The following is a 16,452-nucleotide window of genomic DNA, read 5'->3' as shown; positions in this document are numbered from 1 at the left end:
TTTTTCCAAAAAGATGATATCTCAATTATTCCCTTTTATTCTGGAAAATAATTATTTTGATAAATTTCATGATGAATGTGGTGTTTTTGGGATTTATTCTCCTTATAAAGTAGACACCTTTTCTTTAATTCAATTTGGCTTATTTGCATTACAACATAGAGGACAAGAAGCTTGTGGTTTTTCTGTTTTACGAGATGGATTTATTATCTCACATAAAAGCGAAGGTCTTGTTTTAGATTTTTTTCGAAAAATTTCGAATTCTAAATGTTATCATGGAAATGCTGTAATTGGACATACTCGTTATTCTACAGAAGGAGGACAAAGTAAAAAAAATATTCAACCTTTTTTTGGAGAAGATTCTTTTGGAAAGAGTACAATATCTATTGTTCATAATGGAAATTTAGTGAATGCTCAAAAGATTCGTAAAAAATTAGAATCCAAAGGAATCAATTTTATATCCGAATATTCAGATTCCGAAGTTATATTACGTTTAATACAAAAATATTTACCAGAATCTGGTAATAATCTAGAAAAAGCTATTCAAAAAACAACAATTGATATTAAAGGAGCATATTCTGTGATTGTACTTATGGATAATAAAATGGCTGCATTTAGAGATCCAAATGGAATACGTCCTTTATGTTATGGAATGTTAAATGAAGAAACTTATATATTTAGCTCTGAAACTTGTGGTATTGATTCTGTTGGGGGATTTTACGTTAGAGATTTATTTCCAGGAGAAATTATAATTGTGGAGAAAAAATCAGTTCAATTCTCTCTACTTACAGAAAAGATAAATACAAAAAAAAGAATATGTTCTTTTGAATATATTTATTTTTCTCGTCCTGATTCCTCAATTGAAAATATAAATGTTTATAAAATTCGTGAAAAAAGTGGAGAAAAACTTTATGAACAACATCCAGTAAAAGCGGATGTAGTTATTGGAGTCCCAGATTCTGGAGTTCCAGCTTCTATTGGGTATTCTAAAGCTTCTGGAATTCCTTTTAAACCAATTTTAGTAAAAAATAAATATATTGGGAGATCTTTTATTCTACCCAAACAGGAAATGCGAGAGAAAATGGTAAACTTGAAATTAAATCCTATATTAGATGAAATAAAAGGAAAACGGATTGTTATCATTGATGATTCTATAGTCCGTGGAACTACCAGTCGTAGATTAGTTTACATATTAAGAAAAGCAGGAGCTAAAGAAATTCATTTTAGAAGTGCATCTCCTCCTATTATAGGCCCATGTTATTTAGGAGTCGATACTCCAACTAAAAAGGATCTCATATCATACAATTATGTTGATAAAAAAAGTATAGCAAAAATTCTAAATGTAGATAGTTTAGAATTCTTAAGTATGGATAATTTTATAGACATACTTGGAAGTATTCATTATTGTTTTGGTTGTTTTACAGGAATTTATCCAGTTCAAAAAAATTGATTAATATATAAATAAATAATATGAAAGGGAAAAAAAACAACATGATTATATGCAAGATGAGTAAAATTTTAGAAAATACTTATAATAATAGAGTCATGAGTACATTAGATCATTTTTCTAGTTTTTATAGAATATATGAATGTGGATATCAAGACCCTATTTTAGTATCTGGAGTAGATGGGGTAGGAACTAAATTACGTTTAGCTATAGATTATAAAAAATATAATGTTATTGGAGAAGATTGTTTTGCAATGTGTGCAAATGATGTTTTATGTCATGGGGCTATTCCTTTATTTTTTTTAGATTATTTAGCTTGTGGAAAATTGGACTCTATTATTGTGGAAAAAATTATACAAGGAATAGCTATTTCTTGCAAAAAAACTAATACTTGTCTAATTGGAGGAGAAACAGCAGAAATGCCTGGAATTTACAAAGAAAATGATTATGATATCGCTGGATTTTGTGTAGGTATTGTAGAAAAAAACCATCTTGTAGATGGTAAAAAATTAATTGAAGAAGGAGATATTTTAATAGGACTACCTTCATCAGGTGTACATAGTAATGGTTTTTCTGTAATTAGGAATATTTTTTCTACAGAAGATTTTGTTAAATCTTTTCAAGGAGAACCGTTTTATAAAACGCTTTTAATTCCAACTAGAATTTATCATTTTCCTATTCATATTTTATTAAAAGAATTTGTGATTCACGGATTAGCTCACATTACCGGAGGAGGAATTTTAGATAATCTATATAGAATTATTCCAGAAGGTTTATCAGCTGTAGTGAAAAAAGAAAAAATTCCTATTCAACCTGTTTTCAATTATATTCAAAAAACAGGAAATCTATCTGAAGATGAAATGTGGAAAACTTTTAATATGGGAGTAGGAATGATTATAGCAATCTCTTTTGAAAAAAAAAATTCTATTTTAAAAAGGCTTCATATTTTAGGAGAAAAACCTTTTATTTTAGGTAATATTGTGAAAGGAAATAAAAGAGTATTTTTGAAATAAATATAAAATATTTCCATGAAAAAAATAACTATTTTAGTTTCTGGAAAAGGGACCAATATGCAGCATATTTTTCAAGCAATTGAAAGTGGAATACTTTATAATTCTGTAGTAAATTTAGTAATTTCTGATAGATGGTGTAAAGCAATTCAACATGCATTGAAAAAAAATATCACAGTATTTTCTTTAATAAGAACTAATAAAAAATTTTTTTCTAAAGAAATAAACCATATACTGATAAGATATATTCCGGATATTATAGTTCTTTCAGGATTTCTTTCTATACTTGATGCTGAATTTTGCGAAAAATGGTTTGATAAAGTTATAAATATTCATCCTTCTTTATTACCTAAATATGGGGGAAAAGGAATGTATGGAACAAAAATACATAAAAAAGTTTTGAAAAATAAGGAAAGAATATCAGGAGCTACAGTTCATTATGTCACAAAAGATGTGGATTCAGGAGATATAATTTTACAAGAAACATGTGAAATTAATTCCAAGGAGACTTTAACATCTTTATCAGAAAAAGTTTCTATAATAGAAAAAAAAATATTAATTCAATCTATTAATCAACTTTTAAAATGATAAGAAATTAATGATCCTATATATTCAAAAAAAGTAATTATGAAAAGAGCTTTGATTAGTGTTTATAATAAAAATGAAAAATTATTTAATTTTGTAAATTTTTTAGATAAAAAAGGATATCAAATAGTTTCTACTGGTGGTACCTATCAATATTTTATTAAAAAAGGGATATCAAATATTATAGATATTTCTGATCTTACTTCTTTTCCTGAAATCTTAGATGGAAGAGTCAAAACCATTCATCCTAATATATATGGAGGTATTTTAGCCAATCGTTACATTGAAAAACATATGAAATCTATTCATTCTCATAATATTCATCTTATTGATGTTGTATTGGTTAATTTTTATCCATTTTTTGAAAAAATACATCAAAAATCTATTGATATTAATTCCTTAATAGAATTCATTGACATTGGTGGCCCATCCGTACTTAGAGCTGCTGCTAAAAATTTTTTACATGTAACTGCTATTATAGACAATAATGATTATGAACTCGTTCAATATGAAATAGAACATTATGGATTCCCTTCATTAAAATTGAGGAAAAAATTAGCAGGAAAAGCCTTTAATTTTACTTCTGCTTACGATTCTGCTATTTCTCAATATCTTTTAGATGATATAGATGATAAATTTCCTATTTATTTACATTCTTCTTATGAAAGAAAAATGAATCTCCGTTATGGAGAAAATCCTCATCAAAAAGCAGCTTATTACGTTCATACAATTCATAAAGGATCCATGCGGAATTTTCATCAATTACATGGAAAAGAACTATCATTTAATAATTTAAAAGATATGGATATAGCGTGGAAAGTCGTTACTCAATTTTCTGAACCTGCTTGTTGTACTGTAAAACATTCTACACCTTGTGGTGTGGCGTTAGGAAAAAATATTATTGAAGCATTTCAAAAAACTTATTACGCTGACACAGTTTCATCTTTTGGAGGAATAATGGCTGTTAATGTTCCAATAACAAAAGAACTATCAAAAGAAATAAATCACATTTTTTTAGAAGTGGTTATTTCACCTAGTTACGAAACAGATGTTTTAAATATTTTAAAAATTAAAAAAAATCTTAGAATTATTAAAATCAATGACCCTATATCAGATAGATTAGAATATGTACAAGTAGATGGAGGAATTTTAGTACAAGAATCAGATGATTCTTCTCCTTATGAGGAAAATTATAAAATAGTTACTAAAAAAAAATTTAGTGATCAAGAGTTGAAATCATTATTTTTTGCTCAAAAAGTAGTAAAATATGTAAAATCTAATGCTATAGTTGTAGCTAAAGGAACACAAACTTTAGGGATTTCTGGAGGTCAAACTAATAGAATTTGGGCAGCTCGTCAAGCTATAGAAAGAGCTTTAGAAAAAAGTAAAGATGGATTAGTTCTTGTTTCCGATGCTTTCTTCCCCTTTCGAGATGTTGTAGATGAAGCAGCTCGTTATGGTGGTATCCGTGCTATTCTTCAACCAGGTGGGTCTATACGTGATGAAGAATCTGTGAAAGCTTGTGATGACTATGGAATCGCAATGGCTTTTACTGGAAAAAGACACTTTAAACACTAAAATTATGAAAATATTGATTCTTGGAAGCGGAGGACGTGAACATGCTATGGGGAAAAAATTATTGGAAGATAATCATTCAATACAACTTTATTTTTATCCCGGTAATGGAGGAACAAGTATCATAGGAAAAAATCTTGAAAACCATAATACGGCATTGGATTTAGGTTTTTTTGCTAAAAAAAATGCAATAGATATAACTATTGTAGGATCCGAAATCTTTTTATTAGAAGGAGTTGTTGATATTTTTCAAAATTTTGGACTAAAAATAGTGGGGCCACATTATTCAGCTGCTCAACTTGAAGGAGACCGAATTTTTGCTAAATCTTTTATGAAAAAATATGGAATTCGTACTCCTAAATATGAAATTTTTTATTGCTATGAAAAGGCTCTTAATTTTTTTTTAAAAAAGGATATGAATTCTGTAGCTATTAAAACAAATGGAATAGCTGCAGGAAAAGGTGTTATTTTAGTCCATGATAAAAATGAAGCTATAAAAGCTTTAAAAAATATTATGATAAAAAAAAAATTTGGAAAATCTGGAAATCAAATTATCATAGAAGAATTTTTGCAAGGAAAAGAAGTTTCTATTATATCTATTTTTAATGGAAAAAACATTATTCCTTTTTTATCGGCCAAAGATTATAAAAAAATTATAGAAAATGAAAAAGGATTAAATACTGGAGGAATGGGATCTATTGTTCCCAATCCATATATGACAGATTCTATTTGGATAGATTTTAAAAAAAACATTTTAGAACCTACTTTGGAAGGATTGCTTATGGAAAAATTAACTTTTTTTGGATTCTTATATTTTGGATTAATGATAAGTCATAACAAAGTTTACCTATTAGAATACAATACTCGCATAGGTGATCCTGAAGCTCAAACTTTATTTCCATTAATGAAAAGTAATTTTTTAAAAATTATTCAATCTTCCTTTATACATAAAAAGATATCTATTGATTGGAAAAAATTATGTTCTTGCTGTGTAGTTTTATCATCTAAAGGATATCCTGAAAAATATGAAATCGGAAAAATTATAACAGGTTTAAATTTTTTAAAGGAACCTTTTTATATTGCTGGAGCAAAAAAGGAACAAAAAAAATGGATTACATCAAGTGGACGAGTACTCAATATAGTAGGAATAGGGAATTCTTTTCAAGAAGCTAGAAAAAATGCTTATGATCAGGTTCAAAAAATTAAATTTGAAAACATGTATTTTAGAAAAGATATTGGTTTATAATTTAAAAAATCCAAAAATGAAAAAAGATTTTATACTCATATTAGATTTTGGATCTCAATATAGTCATATGATAGCTAGAAGAATTCGAGATATAGGAGTATATACTTTATTATATCATTATAATGATATTCGTATATTACATATAATTTCAAAAAACAAACCTAAAGGATTGATTTTATCAGGAGGACCTTTTTCTGTTTATGAAACAGGTTCTCCATTAATATCTAAAGATATTTTTCAACTTAATATTCCTATATTTGGAATTTGTTATGGAATGCAACTTATTTCTTTTCTTTTTGGAGGAAAAGTAAAAAAATCAAAATATAAAGAATATGGAAAATCCTGTTTAATCATAGATCATCCTAATAACAATATATTTTATGGAATTCCCGAAAAATCTATTGTTTGGATGAGTCATTTCGACGAAATTAAAAATCTCCCAAAAGAATTTCAAGTTATCGGACATACATCATCTTGTCATATTGCAGCTTTTAGTCATATCAGTAAAGATATTTATGCAGTACAATTTCATCCAGAAGTAAAAAATACAGAATATGGAATATCTATGTTGAAAAATTTTGTTTTTCACATTTGCAAATGTGATTCTAATTGGAAATTGAACAATTTTGTACAAAATACGATATATGATATTAAAAAACGTGTTGGGAAAAAAAAAGTTATTTTAGGTTTTTCTGGAGGAGTAGATTCTTTTGTTACTGCTTATATTATTTATCAAGCTATTGGAAATTCTTTAAATTGTATTTTCGTAGATACAGGACTTTTATTAAAAAATGAAGAAGAAAAAATATATTCTTTATGTCAAAAAATGCATTTTCCTATAAAAATAATAGATGCTAAAAATCATTTTTTATCTAAATTAACTGGAATTATCGATCCTGAAATAAAAAGGAAAATTATAGGTGAAGAATTTATTTATATTTTTCAAAAAGAATCAGAAAAAATTAAAGATGTTGAATTTTTAGCACAAGGAACCATATATTCAGATGTTATTGAATCTTCTGTTTATTCAAATAATTCAATAAGTTGTTCTATAAAATCTCATCATAATGTAGGAGGACTTCCAAAAAAATTAATGAAATTAAAACTCGTTGAACCTTTAAAAGAATTATTTAAAGATGAAGTCAGAAAAATAGGACAAAAATTGGGATTTCCAAAAGAAATTTTATATCGTCATCCATTTCCTGGACCGGGGTTAGGTATTCGTGTTATTGGAGAAATAAATGAAAAAAAAATTTTCCTTATAAGAAAAGCAGAGGATATTTTGTTACAAGAATTAATAAATTCAGAAATTTATAATTCTGTAAGTCAAGCTTTTATTGTTTTATTGCCTATAAAATCTGTAGGAATAAAAGGAGATAAAAGAACATATGAATATGCAGCTATATTACGTGTAATTAATACTGAAGATTTTATGACCGCAACTTTCGCTCATTTATCATACAATTTTTTAGAAAAAGTTTCAAGCAGAATTACTAATGAAGTAGAAGAAATTAATAGAATAGCATATGACATCACTTCTAAACCTCCATCAACTATTGAATGGGAATGATTTTTATATCATCATAGAAACTAAATTATATATATTTTTTTTTAATTCTGTTCTAGGAGAAATTAAATCTATAAATCCATGGTCCATTAAGAATTCTGCAGTTTGAAATCCTTCTGGAAGATCTTTGCCTATTATTTCTCTAATAACTCTAGGGCCTGCAAATCCAATAAGAGCTCCTGGTTCAGCTATATTAATATCTCCAAGTAAAGAGTAAGAAGCAGTAACGCCTCCCGTAGTTGGATCCGTTAAAACAGAAATATACGGAATTTTAGCATCACGTAATTGGGTTAATCTAGCTATAGTTTTAGCCATTTGCATTAATGAAAAAGAGGATTCCATTATTCTTGCCCCTCCAGATTTAGAAATTAAAATATATGGATATTTTTTATCGATACAATATTTTATGGCTCTAGATATTTTTTCTCCTACTACGGATCCCATAGATCCTCCTATAAATGAAAAATCCATGCAAGATATCACAACTTTTATAGTTTTAATTTTTCCAATTCCTGTTCGAATTGCATCATATAAATTTGTTTTTTTTCGTGCTTCTTGAATTCGATCTGTATACTTTTTATAATCTTCCCATTTTATAGGATCTTTACTCATCATCTTTACGTTCATTTCTAAAAATTCACCATGATCAAAAAGAATTTCAAAATATTCTTTACTATGAATTCTTACATGATATCCATCTTCTGGACTTACATATGCATTTTTTTTTAATTCTTCAGAATCTATAATTTTTCCACTAGGAGTCCTATACCAAATCCCTTTTGGTAAATCCTTTCTTTCATTTGTAGATGTTAAAATATTCTTTTTTTTTCTTAAAAACCAAGCCATGGTTATTTTATAAAGTATTAATATTATTCATGAGTTCAAAATATTTTTTTAAAATCTTTTTGAAATATTTTTCTCCTTCTCTTAACCATATTCTAGGATCATAATATTTTTTATTAGGAATATGTTTTCCTTTTGGATTTCCTATCTGTTTTTTTAAATATTCCTTATTTATATTCATATAATCTCGAACTCCACAAGCAAAAGCATATTGCAAGTCAGTATCTACATTCATTTTCACAACTCCATAACTAATAGCTTTTTGTATTTCCTTTTCGGTAGACCCTGATCCTCCATGAAAAACTAAAGAAACTGGTTTAGGATTAGTATGAAATTTTCTTTGTATATATTCTTGTGTATTCTTCAAAATATCAGGACAAAGTACAACATTTCCAGGTCTATATACTCCATGTACATTTCCAAAAGATGCTGCTATAATAAAATTGTTGCTGATTTTAGTTAATTTTTCATAAGCATAACCAACTTCTTCTGGTTGAGTATAAAGTTTCTTGTTTTCTACATTAGAATTATCTATTCCATCTTCTTCTCCTCCCGTAACACCAAGTTCTATTTCAAGAGTCATTTTACTTTTATTCATTCTGTAAAAATATTGTTCACAAATATTAATATTATCTATTAAAGATTCTTGAGAAAGATCTAACATATGTGAACTAAACAACGTTTTTCCAAAACGTTTATAATATTTTTCATTAGTTTCTATCAATCCATCTATCCATGGAAGAAGAGGTTTATAACAATGATCTGTATGAAGAATAACCGTTGTTTTATAGTATGAGGCCAATTCATGAATATGCATAGCACAAGCTATAGAACCTTGAATTGCTGCTTTTTGTTTATCATTGCTTAATCCTTTTCCCGCATTAAAAATAGCCCCTCCATTAGATAATTGAATAATAACAGGAGAATTTATTTCTGCAGCAGTTTCCATAACAGCATTCATAGTATTAGATCCAATTACATTTACAGCAGGTATGGAAAATACATTTTCCTTAGCATATTCAAATATTTCTTTCACAAGATTACCAGTAGCCACTCCAAAAGGAAATTTTCTAGACATGTGTGTAAAATTTATTTTTTAATTAAAAGGATTAACAAATGTAAAAAAAAGTATTTTTAATATATAAAAAAATTTTTGATTTGAATCAAATTCAATATACCAATATACCTATGCTCGTTATGCCTTCTACATTAGAAATATACAATGCTTCAGCAGGTTCGGGAAAAACTACTTTTTTAGTTATCAATTATCTTTATGTTTTATTAAAAAGTCCTTATCCTGATGAATTTAAAAAAGTTTTAGCTTTAACTTTTACTAAAAAAGCTTCAGAAGAAATGAAAAACCGTATTTTACAATGTATAAAAGAATTTTCAAATAAAAAAGTTAAAAAAGAATATCGTTTCTTATTTGATTCTATCACGAAAAATTTTCGTTTAACAAAATACCAATTATATCAACGTTCTGAAAAAATATTGTTCTCTATATTGCAGAATTTTTATTCTTTTTCTAAAAATATAAGTACAATAGATAAATTTACTTATAATATTATAAGATCTTTTTTATATGATAGAGAAGTAAATTTAGAAATGGATGCAGATCGATTTTTATTGAAAATTGTAGATAATATATTATGTAGATTAAAAAATTCTGAGAAATGGTCGAATGTTTTGATTCAATCTTCCCTAGAAAATATAAAAGAAGGAAGAAATTGGGATTTAAGAAAAGAATTATTCAAAATAGTTCACATAATACTTGAAGAAAATAATTTTTTTTATATAAAAAAAATAGAAAATTACTCTTTGGAAGATTTTGTTCAGTTAAAAAATCTTTTAATCAAAAGAACTAAAATATTTGAAAAAAAATGTAAAAAAAAAGGAGAAGAATTTTTTCAACTTTTGGAAAAAACATCTATTCAAAAACATTCATTTGTTTATTTAGATTTACCAAGATTGTTCCAAAAATTTCAAAACGGAAATATATTTTTTAATCCGTTTAATAAACGTATTGAAAAAAATATTCAAAAAGGAATATTTTATTCTCAATTTTTTTTTGATGATAATCAAAAAACATTAATAGAAAAAAATAAAAATAAAATACTTTTTTTATACAAAAAAGCAAAATCTATATATAAAAAAAATATATCAAATTATTTTTTAGATAAACTTTTCTTAAAAAAGATAAATTTATTATCAATAATACATGAAATTGAAAAAGAATTTCGTTCTATAAAAAATGAAAAAAAAGTAATTTTAAATGCAGAATTAAATAAGATCCTTTATGAAAAAATTGTTAAAGGAACACTTCCAAAAGTATATGAAAAAATAGGGATACAATATAAATATTATTTTATAGACGAATTTCAAGATATTTCATTTTTACAATGGCAAAATATTAGAATCTTAGTTGAAAATGCATTATCAGAAAATGGATCAGCTATGATAGTAGGAGATCCTAAACAATCTATATATAGATGGAGAGGGGGTGATGCTAAACAATTTATAAAATTAATTAATTCTAAATCATATTGTTATAAAAAAACAATAAAAACTATAGAAAAAAATTTTCGTAGTGATGAAGAAATTGTAAAATTTAATAACTTACTATATCAATCTATATCTAAAACATTTAATTATACTATTTATCAAGATATATACAAAAATTACAAACAAAAAATAAATCCCAAAAAATCTGGGGGATATGTAGAAATAAATTTTATTAATGATCATCATCAAAATTATAAAGAACATATTTATTCAAACATAAAAAATAAAATCAATCAATTATTGAAACAAAAATATGCATTATCAGATATTGCTATTTTAGTGAGAAACAATAAAGAAGGTCATTTTTTATCTGAAAAACTAATGGAAGATGGGGTACTAGTAAATACTTCTGTTTCTTTATTAATAAAAAATCATTTAGAAATCCAAATCATCGTAAATTTTTTGTACGTTTTTGCTTATCCTCATTGTTATCAAAAAAGAGTTGTTTTAATTTTTTTATTATTAAAAAATAAATTTATTCGCACTAAAAAAAATAATCATGATTTTATCATGAAAATACTTTTTTTACCTTTGAATCTCTTCTTAAAAAAGATTATGTTGAAAAATTCATTAACATTAAACAAATTATATAATAAATCTATATACAACATATCAGAAGATATTATTGAATCTTTTAGATTATTAAATAAACAAAATTCTACATATATCTATTCTTTTTTAGATTTTGTTTATAGATCTATGAGAAAAGTAGGAAATTCTATTCTAGATTTTCTAGATCATTGGGAATTTAAAAAAGAAAAAGAAAGTATTATAATTTCAGATCACATTAATGCTATTCGTATTATGACTATTCATAAATCTAAGGGATTACAATTTCCTGTGGTACTTATTCCTTTCACCGATTGGGATATTTTTTCTAAAAAAAATAAAGAAAAAATATGGATAGATATCGATCCTAATTTATATAATGGATTCAATTCTATTTATTTAGAAATAGAATCCTATTTTAAACATATAAAATATGATAATAATATCCGTAATTTTTATGATGATTATTTATCAAATATTAAATTTGATAATATCAATTTATTATATGTAGCGACGACCCGTTCTATTGAAAAACTTATTTTATTTTCAAAATTTGGAAATGATAGATCTATTTCTTATTATATTAGAAATTTTCTATGTGAAAAAAAAATGTGGAATGAAAAAAAGTATAAGTATACCTTTGGAAAAGAAAAATAAAATTCTTAATTCATTTCACATGTTTTTCTGCATGATAAGAAGATCTAACTAACGGTCCACTTTCTACATATTTAAATCCCATTTTTAATCCAATCTTTTTCAGTTCTTTGAACTGTTCTGGAAAAACAAAAAAACGAACAGGATAATGCTTGGTAGAAGGTTGTAAATATTGTCCCATTGTAAGAATATCCACTTTAGATTTTTTTATATCTTCCATAGTTTCTATTATTTCTTCTTTCGTTTCTCCTAATCCTAACATAATTCCTGTTTTTGTACGTATTTTTTGATTTTTCTTTTTTATATATTGTAAAACTTCAAGACTACGATTATATTTAGCTTGAATACGGACTTTTTTTGTTAATCTAGCAACCGTTTCTACATTATGAGAAATTACTTCTGGTTTTATGTCAATTATTTTATTAATTATTTTTTTTTCTCCTTTAAAATCTGGAATTAAAGCTTCTATCGTAATATTTGGATTCAAAAATCGTACTTTTTGTATAGTTTTAACCCATATATCAGAACCCATATCCAGCAAATCATCTCTATTTACAGAAGTTAATACTGCATGTTTTATTTTCAATATTTTTATAGATTTTGCCACTTTTTCTGGTTCATTCCAATCGATTTTATCGGGACGTCCTGTTTTCACTCCACAAAATCTACAAGACCTTGTACAAATGTTTCCCAATATCATAAAAGTAGCCACTCCTTTATCCCAACATTCTCCTATATTTGGACAACTTCCACTTTGACAAATAGTATTTAGTTTATGTAAAGAAACTAATTTTTGCAATTCATGATAATTTTTACTCATTGGTAATTTTACCTTAATCCATTTTGGTTTTTTTCGAATAACATTCATATTTTTTATTTTATTTATAAAAATATAAAAATCAATTTTTTTTTGATAAATTTGTTGAAACGGACGTTTTTTATTTTAACAGAATAGATTATATGTATGGAAGTGTTTGTAAAAGATATTGCTAAAGTATTAGAAAACATAGCTCCTACAGAATATGCTGAATCTTATGACAACGTTGGATTAATAGTAGGTTCTTTTTGTAAAAAAGTAAGAAATGTACTAGTAACTCTAGATATAAGTGAAGAGGTCCTTTATGAATCTATCAAAAAAAAATGTGATTTGATAATTTCTTTTCATCCTATTATTTTTAAATCTATTAAAAGTATAACTGGAAAAACATTTTCAGAAAAAGTCATAATTCATGCGTTAAAAAATAACATATCTATTTATGTAATTCACACAAATTTAGATGTAGTATGGGAAGGAACTTCTTCTTATATATCCAAATTATTACGAATTAACAGAGAAAAAGTTCTTTTTCCAAAAAGAGAAACTATAAAAAAATTAATAACTTATGTTCCAGTTAATTATGCTGATATAGTCAGGAACGCTTTGTTTGAGGCAGGAGCTGGAAATATTTCTAATTATAGTCATTGCAGTTATAATTTTGATGGATTTGGAAGTTACATGGGAAATAAAAAAACTAAACCTTTCATTGGAAAAAAAGAAATTATTCATATGGAAAAAGAAACTTGTATTAGTGTTATTTTTCCTGATTATAAATTAAATATAATAAAAAATGCATTATTAAAAAATCATCCTTATGAAGAAGTAGCTTACGAAATTTATAATCTTGAAAATGTTAATCCTAATGTAGGAATAGGTTTTATAGGAAGTCTTATGACAAAAATGAATGAATATGATTTTCTTTTTTTTATAAAAAAAAGAATGAATCTTTCTTGTATTAGACATTCTAATTTTATAAAAAAAGAAATTAAAAAAATAGCAATGATCACAGGATCAGGTCGTTTTGGAATAGAAACTGCTCTTGCAGAAAAGGCTGATGTTTTTATATCCTCTGATTTGAAATATCATGATTTTTTCAAACATGAAAAAAAAATATTAATTGTAGATATAGAACATTATGAATCTGAAAAATTTACTAAAAATTTATTAAAATCTTTATTAGAAAAAAATTTTTTTTCAATTTCCATTTATGAATCAGAAGTTCATACTAATCCAATTAAATATTTTTATTAATTATGGACCATAAAATACAAGAAGCGGTTACTGTAATAGATAAATTGAGAGTATTATACAATCTTCAATTGATAGATTCTCGTGTAGATGAAATACGAAAATTTCGTGTTAATATTCCTATGGAAGTAAAAAGTATAGAAGAAGAACTATGTCAAATGAAAAAAAAATTAGAGAATCTTCATGAAGAAATTCTTTCTATAAAAGAAAATATAAGTAAACAAAATCAAAATATTAAATCTTCAGATATTTTGATCAATAAATATGAAAAACAAAAAAATCATATCAAAAATCATAAAGAATTATACTCTTTAGATAAAGAAATTGATTATCAAAAATTAGAAATTCAGTTATCTAGAAAAAAAATTAAGGAATTAAATGTTCAAATTTGTAAAAATGAAGAAATTCTAAAAGAAAAAGAAAAGATTTTAAAAAACAAAGAGGAGCATCTTTTTTACAAAAAAAAAGAATTAAACAATATTCTTTTAGAATATAACCAAGAAGAAAAAATTTTATTGGAACAGTCTTTATATTTTTCTAAAAAAATAGATAATAGTTTATTAAATACTTATCAAAGAATTAGAAATGGAGTTAAAAATGGAGTTGCTATCGCTCCAGTACAAAGAGGGGCTCCATTGGGGTCTTATTTAGCAATTACTCCTCAAAAATATTCTGAACTAATCCAACGTAATAAACTTTTAGTAGATGAACATAGTGGAAGGATATTAATAGATTCTGAATTAGCTGAGGAAGAGAAGAAAAAATCTCTTGTTTTTTCTTATAAAAAAAAATTGTAAAATATGGTAAAAACTTATTCTTCTAGTGAAATTAGAATTCAAATTAAAGATTTTGAATTATTAGAGGTATCTTCAGGAAAAAAAAAATCTTTGAAAGATTTTTTTTCAAAAAAAGCAACCGTTATAATGTTTATTTGTAATCATTGTCCATATGTTAAGCATATCAATATGGAATTAATTCGTTTGGCTAATGATTTTATACCAGAAAAAATATCATTTTTAGCTATCAATTCTAATGATGCAAAAAAATATCCGGAAGATTCTCCAGAAAATATGAAAAAAGTATATAATCAATTAGGTTATCCTTTTCCTTATTTTTTTGATGAAACACAAGAAGTTGCTAAATATTACAAAGCAAAATGTACTCCTGAATTTTTTATATTTTCTGGAAATGGAAACTTATGTTATCATGGTCAATTAGATGATTCTAGACCTGGAAATGATATTCCTGTTACAGGTTTTGATCTGAGAAATGTATTACAAAATATTTTGGAAGAAAAAAAAATATATCCAATAGTAAAATTAAGTTTTGGATGTAACATTAAATGGAAAACATAAGATTTTTATAATAATTAGGGAGAATACTTAAGAAATATTTGATTGATTCAGACAAACTCTTTTCTGAGATCCCTCCTGATGCATTTTTATGTCCTCCTCCTCTAAAATGTTTTCTAGCAAACTTATTCACATCAAAGTTTCCTTTTGAACGAAAGGAGATTTTGATGTGAGACTTTTCTTTTTCTTCAAAAAATAAAACGGAAAAAACTATGTTTTTAATCCCTAGTCCATAAGTAATAAATCCTTCTGTATCTCCTGGTTTATAAGAAAAAAAATTTATATCCGAAGTTTCAATACTTGTATAAGCAGTTCTATATTTTTGAATAACTTTTAATTTTTTTAAAACTTTAGACAATAATTTTAATCTATTTTCATTATATTTTTCTTGCAAATTATTATAAATGTAATCTATATCAATTCCTTTCTCTATTAATTTTCCAGCAATAAAATGGGTTTCTGAAGTCATAGAAGGAAAACGAAAAAAACCTGTATCAGTCATCAATCCAACATATAAACATGTAGCTATTTTTTTATCTATTTTATCTAAATTATTCATATCTGATATGAATCGAAATACTAAAATACTGGTAGCTGGAACTGTAGAATCTGAAAACATAAAATCAAAATAAAATGGGAGAGGATGATGATCTATTAATATTTTTTTTGCTTTTGAACATAAAAAAATATCTCTTATCTTATCTATTCTTGATAAATTATTAAAATCTATAATAAAAACATAATCAGAGTTTATAATTTTTGTTTCTACTAAATGTCGTGTATGTTCAGAAAATACAATAATATCCTTGCTTCCAGGAAGCCATTGAAAAGATTCAGAATATTCTGTAGAAGATATTAAATCTACATCATGTTTTAATTTTCTAAAATAAAATAAAAGAGCCAGGGAAGATCCCAAAGCATCTCCATCCGGGTTATTATGAGGCAATATAACAATTTTTTTTTTATTTATTCCATTAATATTAGAAAACAACATACTTTT

At 25.4% G+C, this 16,452-nt stretch carries 14 protein-coding genes; 10 read left to right on the top strand and 4 right to left on the bottom strand.

Annotated features, from left to right (window positions below):
* The first annotated feature begins 13 nt into the window (after window positions 1–13).
* Genes purF through guaA form a run of 6 tightly spaced genes read left to right on the top strand, consistent with a single transcriptional unit; the run spans window position 14 to window position 7,430 of the window.
* Window positions 14–1,447, top strand: a complete 1,434-nt coding sequence (gene purF, locus G9C01_RS02685; RefSeq protein WP_166266448.1) for an amidophosphoribosyltransferase — start codon at window positions 14–16, stop codon at window positions 1,445–1,447.
* Between the two features lie 20 nt (window positions 1,448–1,467).
* Window positions 1,468–2,457, top strand: a complete 990-nt coding sequence (gene purM / locus G9C01_RS02680) for a phosphoribosylformylglycinamidine cyclo-ligase (protein ID WP_166266109.1) — start codon at window positions 1,468–1,470, stop codon at window positions 2,455–2,457.
* Window positions 2,458–2,472: 15 nt separating this feature from the next.
* Window positions 2,473–3,042 carry a formyltransferase family protein gene (locus G9C01_RS02675; protein ID WP_166266106.1) on the top strand — a complete coding sequence of 190 codons (570 nt, stop codon included), beginning with the start codon at window positions 2,473–2,475 and terminating at the stop codon, window positions 3,040–3,042.
* A gap of 39 nt (window positions 3,043–3,081) precedes the next feature.
* Complete coding sequence (gene purH / locus G9C01_RS02670; protein ID WP_207573360.1) at window positions 3,082–4,617, top strand: bifunctional phosphoribosylaminoimidazolecarboxamide formyltransferase/IMP cyclohydrolase; 1,536 nt, start codon at window positions 3,082–3,084, stop codon at window positions 4,615–4,617.
* A gap of 4 nt (window positions 4,618–4,621) precedes the next feature.
* Window positions 4,622–5,860 carry a phosphoribosylamine--glycine ligase gene (gene purD, locus G9C01_RS02665; protein WP_166266442.1) on the top strand — a complete coding sequence of 413 codons (1,239 nt, stop codon included), beginning with the start codon at window positions 4,622–4,624 and terminating at the stop codon, window positions 5,858–5,860.
* Window positions 5,861–5,876: 16 nt separating this feature from the next.
* A complete protein-coding gene (gene guaA, locus G9C01_RS02660; protein WP_166266103.1) occupies window positions 5,877–7,430 on the top strand; it encodes a glutamine-hydrolyzing GMP synthase in 1,554 nt (517 codons plus the stop codon).
* Window positions 7,431–7,433: 3 nt separating this feature from the next.
* On the opposite strand, the gene accD is transcribed toward guaA, so the two are convergent.
* Together accD and fbaA are read right to left on the bottom strand one after the other, a co-directional pair.
* Window positions 7,434–8,273 (bottom strand): acetyl-CoA carboxylase, carboxyltransferase subunit beta, encoded by an 840-nt coding sequence (gene accD / locus G9C01_RS02655; RefSeq protein ID WP_166266100.1) that lies wholly within the window; start codon window positions 8,271–8,273, stop codon window positions 7,434–7,436.
* Between the two features lie 7 nt (window positions 8,274–8,280).
* A complete protein-coding gene (gene fbaA / locus G9C01_RS02650) occupies window positions 8,281–9,348 on the bottom strand; it encodes a class II fructose-bisphosphate aldolase (RefSeq protein WP_166266097.1) in 1,068 nt (355 codons plus the stop codon).
* An 80-nt stretch (window positions 9,349–9,428) separates the two neighbouring features.
* Between fbaA and G9C01_RS02645 the strand changes: the two genes are divergently transcribed.
* Window positions 9,429–12,038, top strand: a complete 2,610-nt coding sequence (locus tag G9C01_RS02645; protein ID WP_371807686.1) for a UvrD-helicase domain-containing protein — start codon at window positions 9,429–9,431, stop codon at window positions 12,036–12,038.
* Window positions 12,039–12,048: 10 nt separating this feature from the next.
* Here G9C01_RS02645 and lipA read toward each other — a convergent pair whose 3' ends face one another.
* Window positions 12,049–12,903 (bottom strand): lipoyl synthase, encoded by an 855-nt coding sequence (gene lipA / locus G9C01_RS02640; protein WP_166266092.1) that lies wholly within the window; start codon window positions 12,901–12,903, stop codon window positions 12,049–12,051.
* A gap of 96 nt (window positions 12,904–12,999) precedes the next feature.
* On the opposite strand from lipA, the gene G9C01_RS02635 reads away from it, so the two are divergent.
* From G9C01_RS02635 to G9C01_RS02625, 3 genes are read left to right on the top strand one after another with little or no spacing between them, the layout of a single operon-like run.
* Entirely contained in the window at window positions 13,000–14,103 is a 1,104-nt protein-coding gene (locus G9C01_RS02635) for a Nif3-like dinuclear metal center hexameric protein (RefSeq protein ID WP_166266089.1), read from the top strand.
* Window positions 14,104–14,105: 2 nt separating this feature from the next.
* Window positions 14,106–14,897, top strand: a complete 792-nt coding sequence (locus G9C01_RS02630) for a zinc ribbon domain-containing protein (RefSeq protein ID WP_166266085.1) — start codon at window positions 14,106–14,108, stop codon at window positions 14,895–14,897.
* Between the two features lie 3 nt (window positions 14,898–14,900).
* Window positions 14,901–15,455, top strand: a complete 555-nt coding sequence (locus tag G9C01_RS02625; RefSeq protein ID WP_166266082.1) for a thioredoxin family protein — start codon at window positions 14,901–14,903, stop codon at window positions 15,453–15,455.
* Here G9C01_RS02625 and G9C01_RS02620 read toward each other — a convergent pair.
* Window positions 15,439–16,446 carry a DHH family phosphoesterase gene (locus G9C01_RS02620; protein ID WP_166266079.1) on the bottom strand — a complete coding sequence of 336 codons (1,008 nt, stop codon included), beginning with the start codon at window positions 16,444–16,446 and terminating at the stop codon, window positions 15,439–15,441. The two genes, G9C01_RS02625 and G9C01_RS02620, sit on opposite strands and share 17 nt — an antisense overlap.
* Window positions 16,447–16,452: the final 6 nt, after the last annotated feature.

Origin of the sequence: Blattabacterium sp. DPU (genome assembly GCF_011290385.1) — a bacterium.
Classification (GTDB): domain Bacteria; phylum Bacteroidota; class Bacteroidia; order Flavobacteriales; family Blattabacteriaceae; genus Blattabacterium.
This window is presented reverse-complemented; position numbering and strand designations above follow the sequence as displayed.

Excerpts from the sequence above, each read along its gene's own strand:
- purF (WP_166266448.1), top strand. The coding sequence starts at position 14 with ATGATATCTCAATTATTCCCTTTTATTCTGGAAAATAATTATTTTGAT.
- purM (WP_166266109.1), top strand. The coding sequence starts at position 1,468 with ATGAAAGGGAAAAAAAACAACATGATTATATGCAAGATGAGTAAAATT.
- G9C01_RS02675 (WP_166266106.1), top strand. The coding sequence starts at position 2,473 with ATGAAAAAAATAACTATTTTAGTTTCTGGAAAAGGGACCAATATGCAG.
- purH (WP_207573360.1), top strand. The coding sequence starts at position 3,082 with ATGAAAAGAGCTTTGATTAGTGTTTATAATAAAAATGAAAAATTATTT.
- purD (WP_166266442.1), top strand. The coding sequence starts at position 4,622 with ATGAAAATATTGATTCTTGGAAGCGGAGGACGTGAACATGCTATGGGG.
- guaA (WP_166266103.1), top strand. The coding sequence starts at position 5,877 with ATGAAAAAAGATTTTATACTCATATTAGATTTTGGATCTCAATATAGT.
- accD (WP_166266100.1), bottom strand. The coding sequence starts at position 8,273 with ATGGCTTGGTTTTTAAGAAAAAAAAAGAATATTTTAACATCTACAAAT.
- fbaA (WP_166266097.1), bottom strand. The coding sequence starts at position 9,348 with ATGTCTAGAAAATTTCCTTTTGGAGTGGCTACTGGTAATCTTGTGAAA.
- lipA (WP_166266092.1), bottom strand. The coding sequence starts at position 12,903 with ATGAATGTTATTCGAAAAAAACCAAAATGGATTAAGGTAAAATTACCA.
- G9C01_RS02635 (WP_166266089.1), top strand. The coding sequence starts at position 13,000 with ATGGAAGTGTTTGTAAAAGATATTGCTAAAGTATTAGAAAACATAGCT.
- G9C01_RS02630 (WP_166266085.1), top strand. The coding sequence starts at position 14,106 with ATGGACCATAAAATACAAGAAGCGGTTACTGTAATAGATAAATTGAGA.
- G9C01_RS02625 (WP_166266082.1), top strand. The coding sequence starts at position 14,901 with ATGGTAAAAACTTATTCTTCTAGTGAAATTAGAATTCAAATTAAAGAT.
- G9C01_RS02620 (WP_166266079.1), bottom strand. The coding sequence starts at position 16,446 with ATGTTGTTTTCTAATATTAATGGAATAAATAAAAAAAAAATTGTTATA.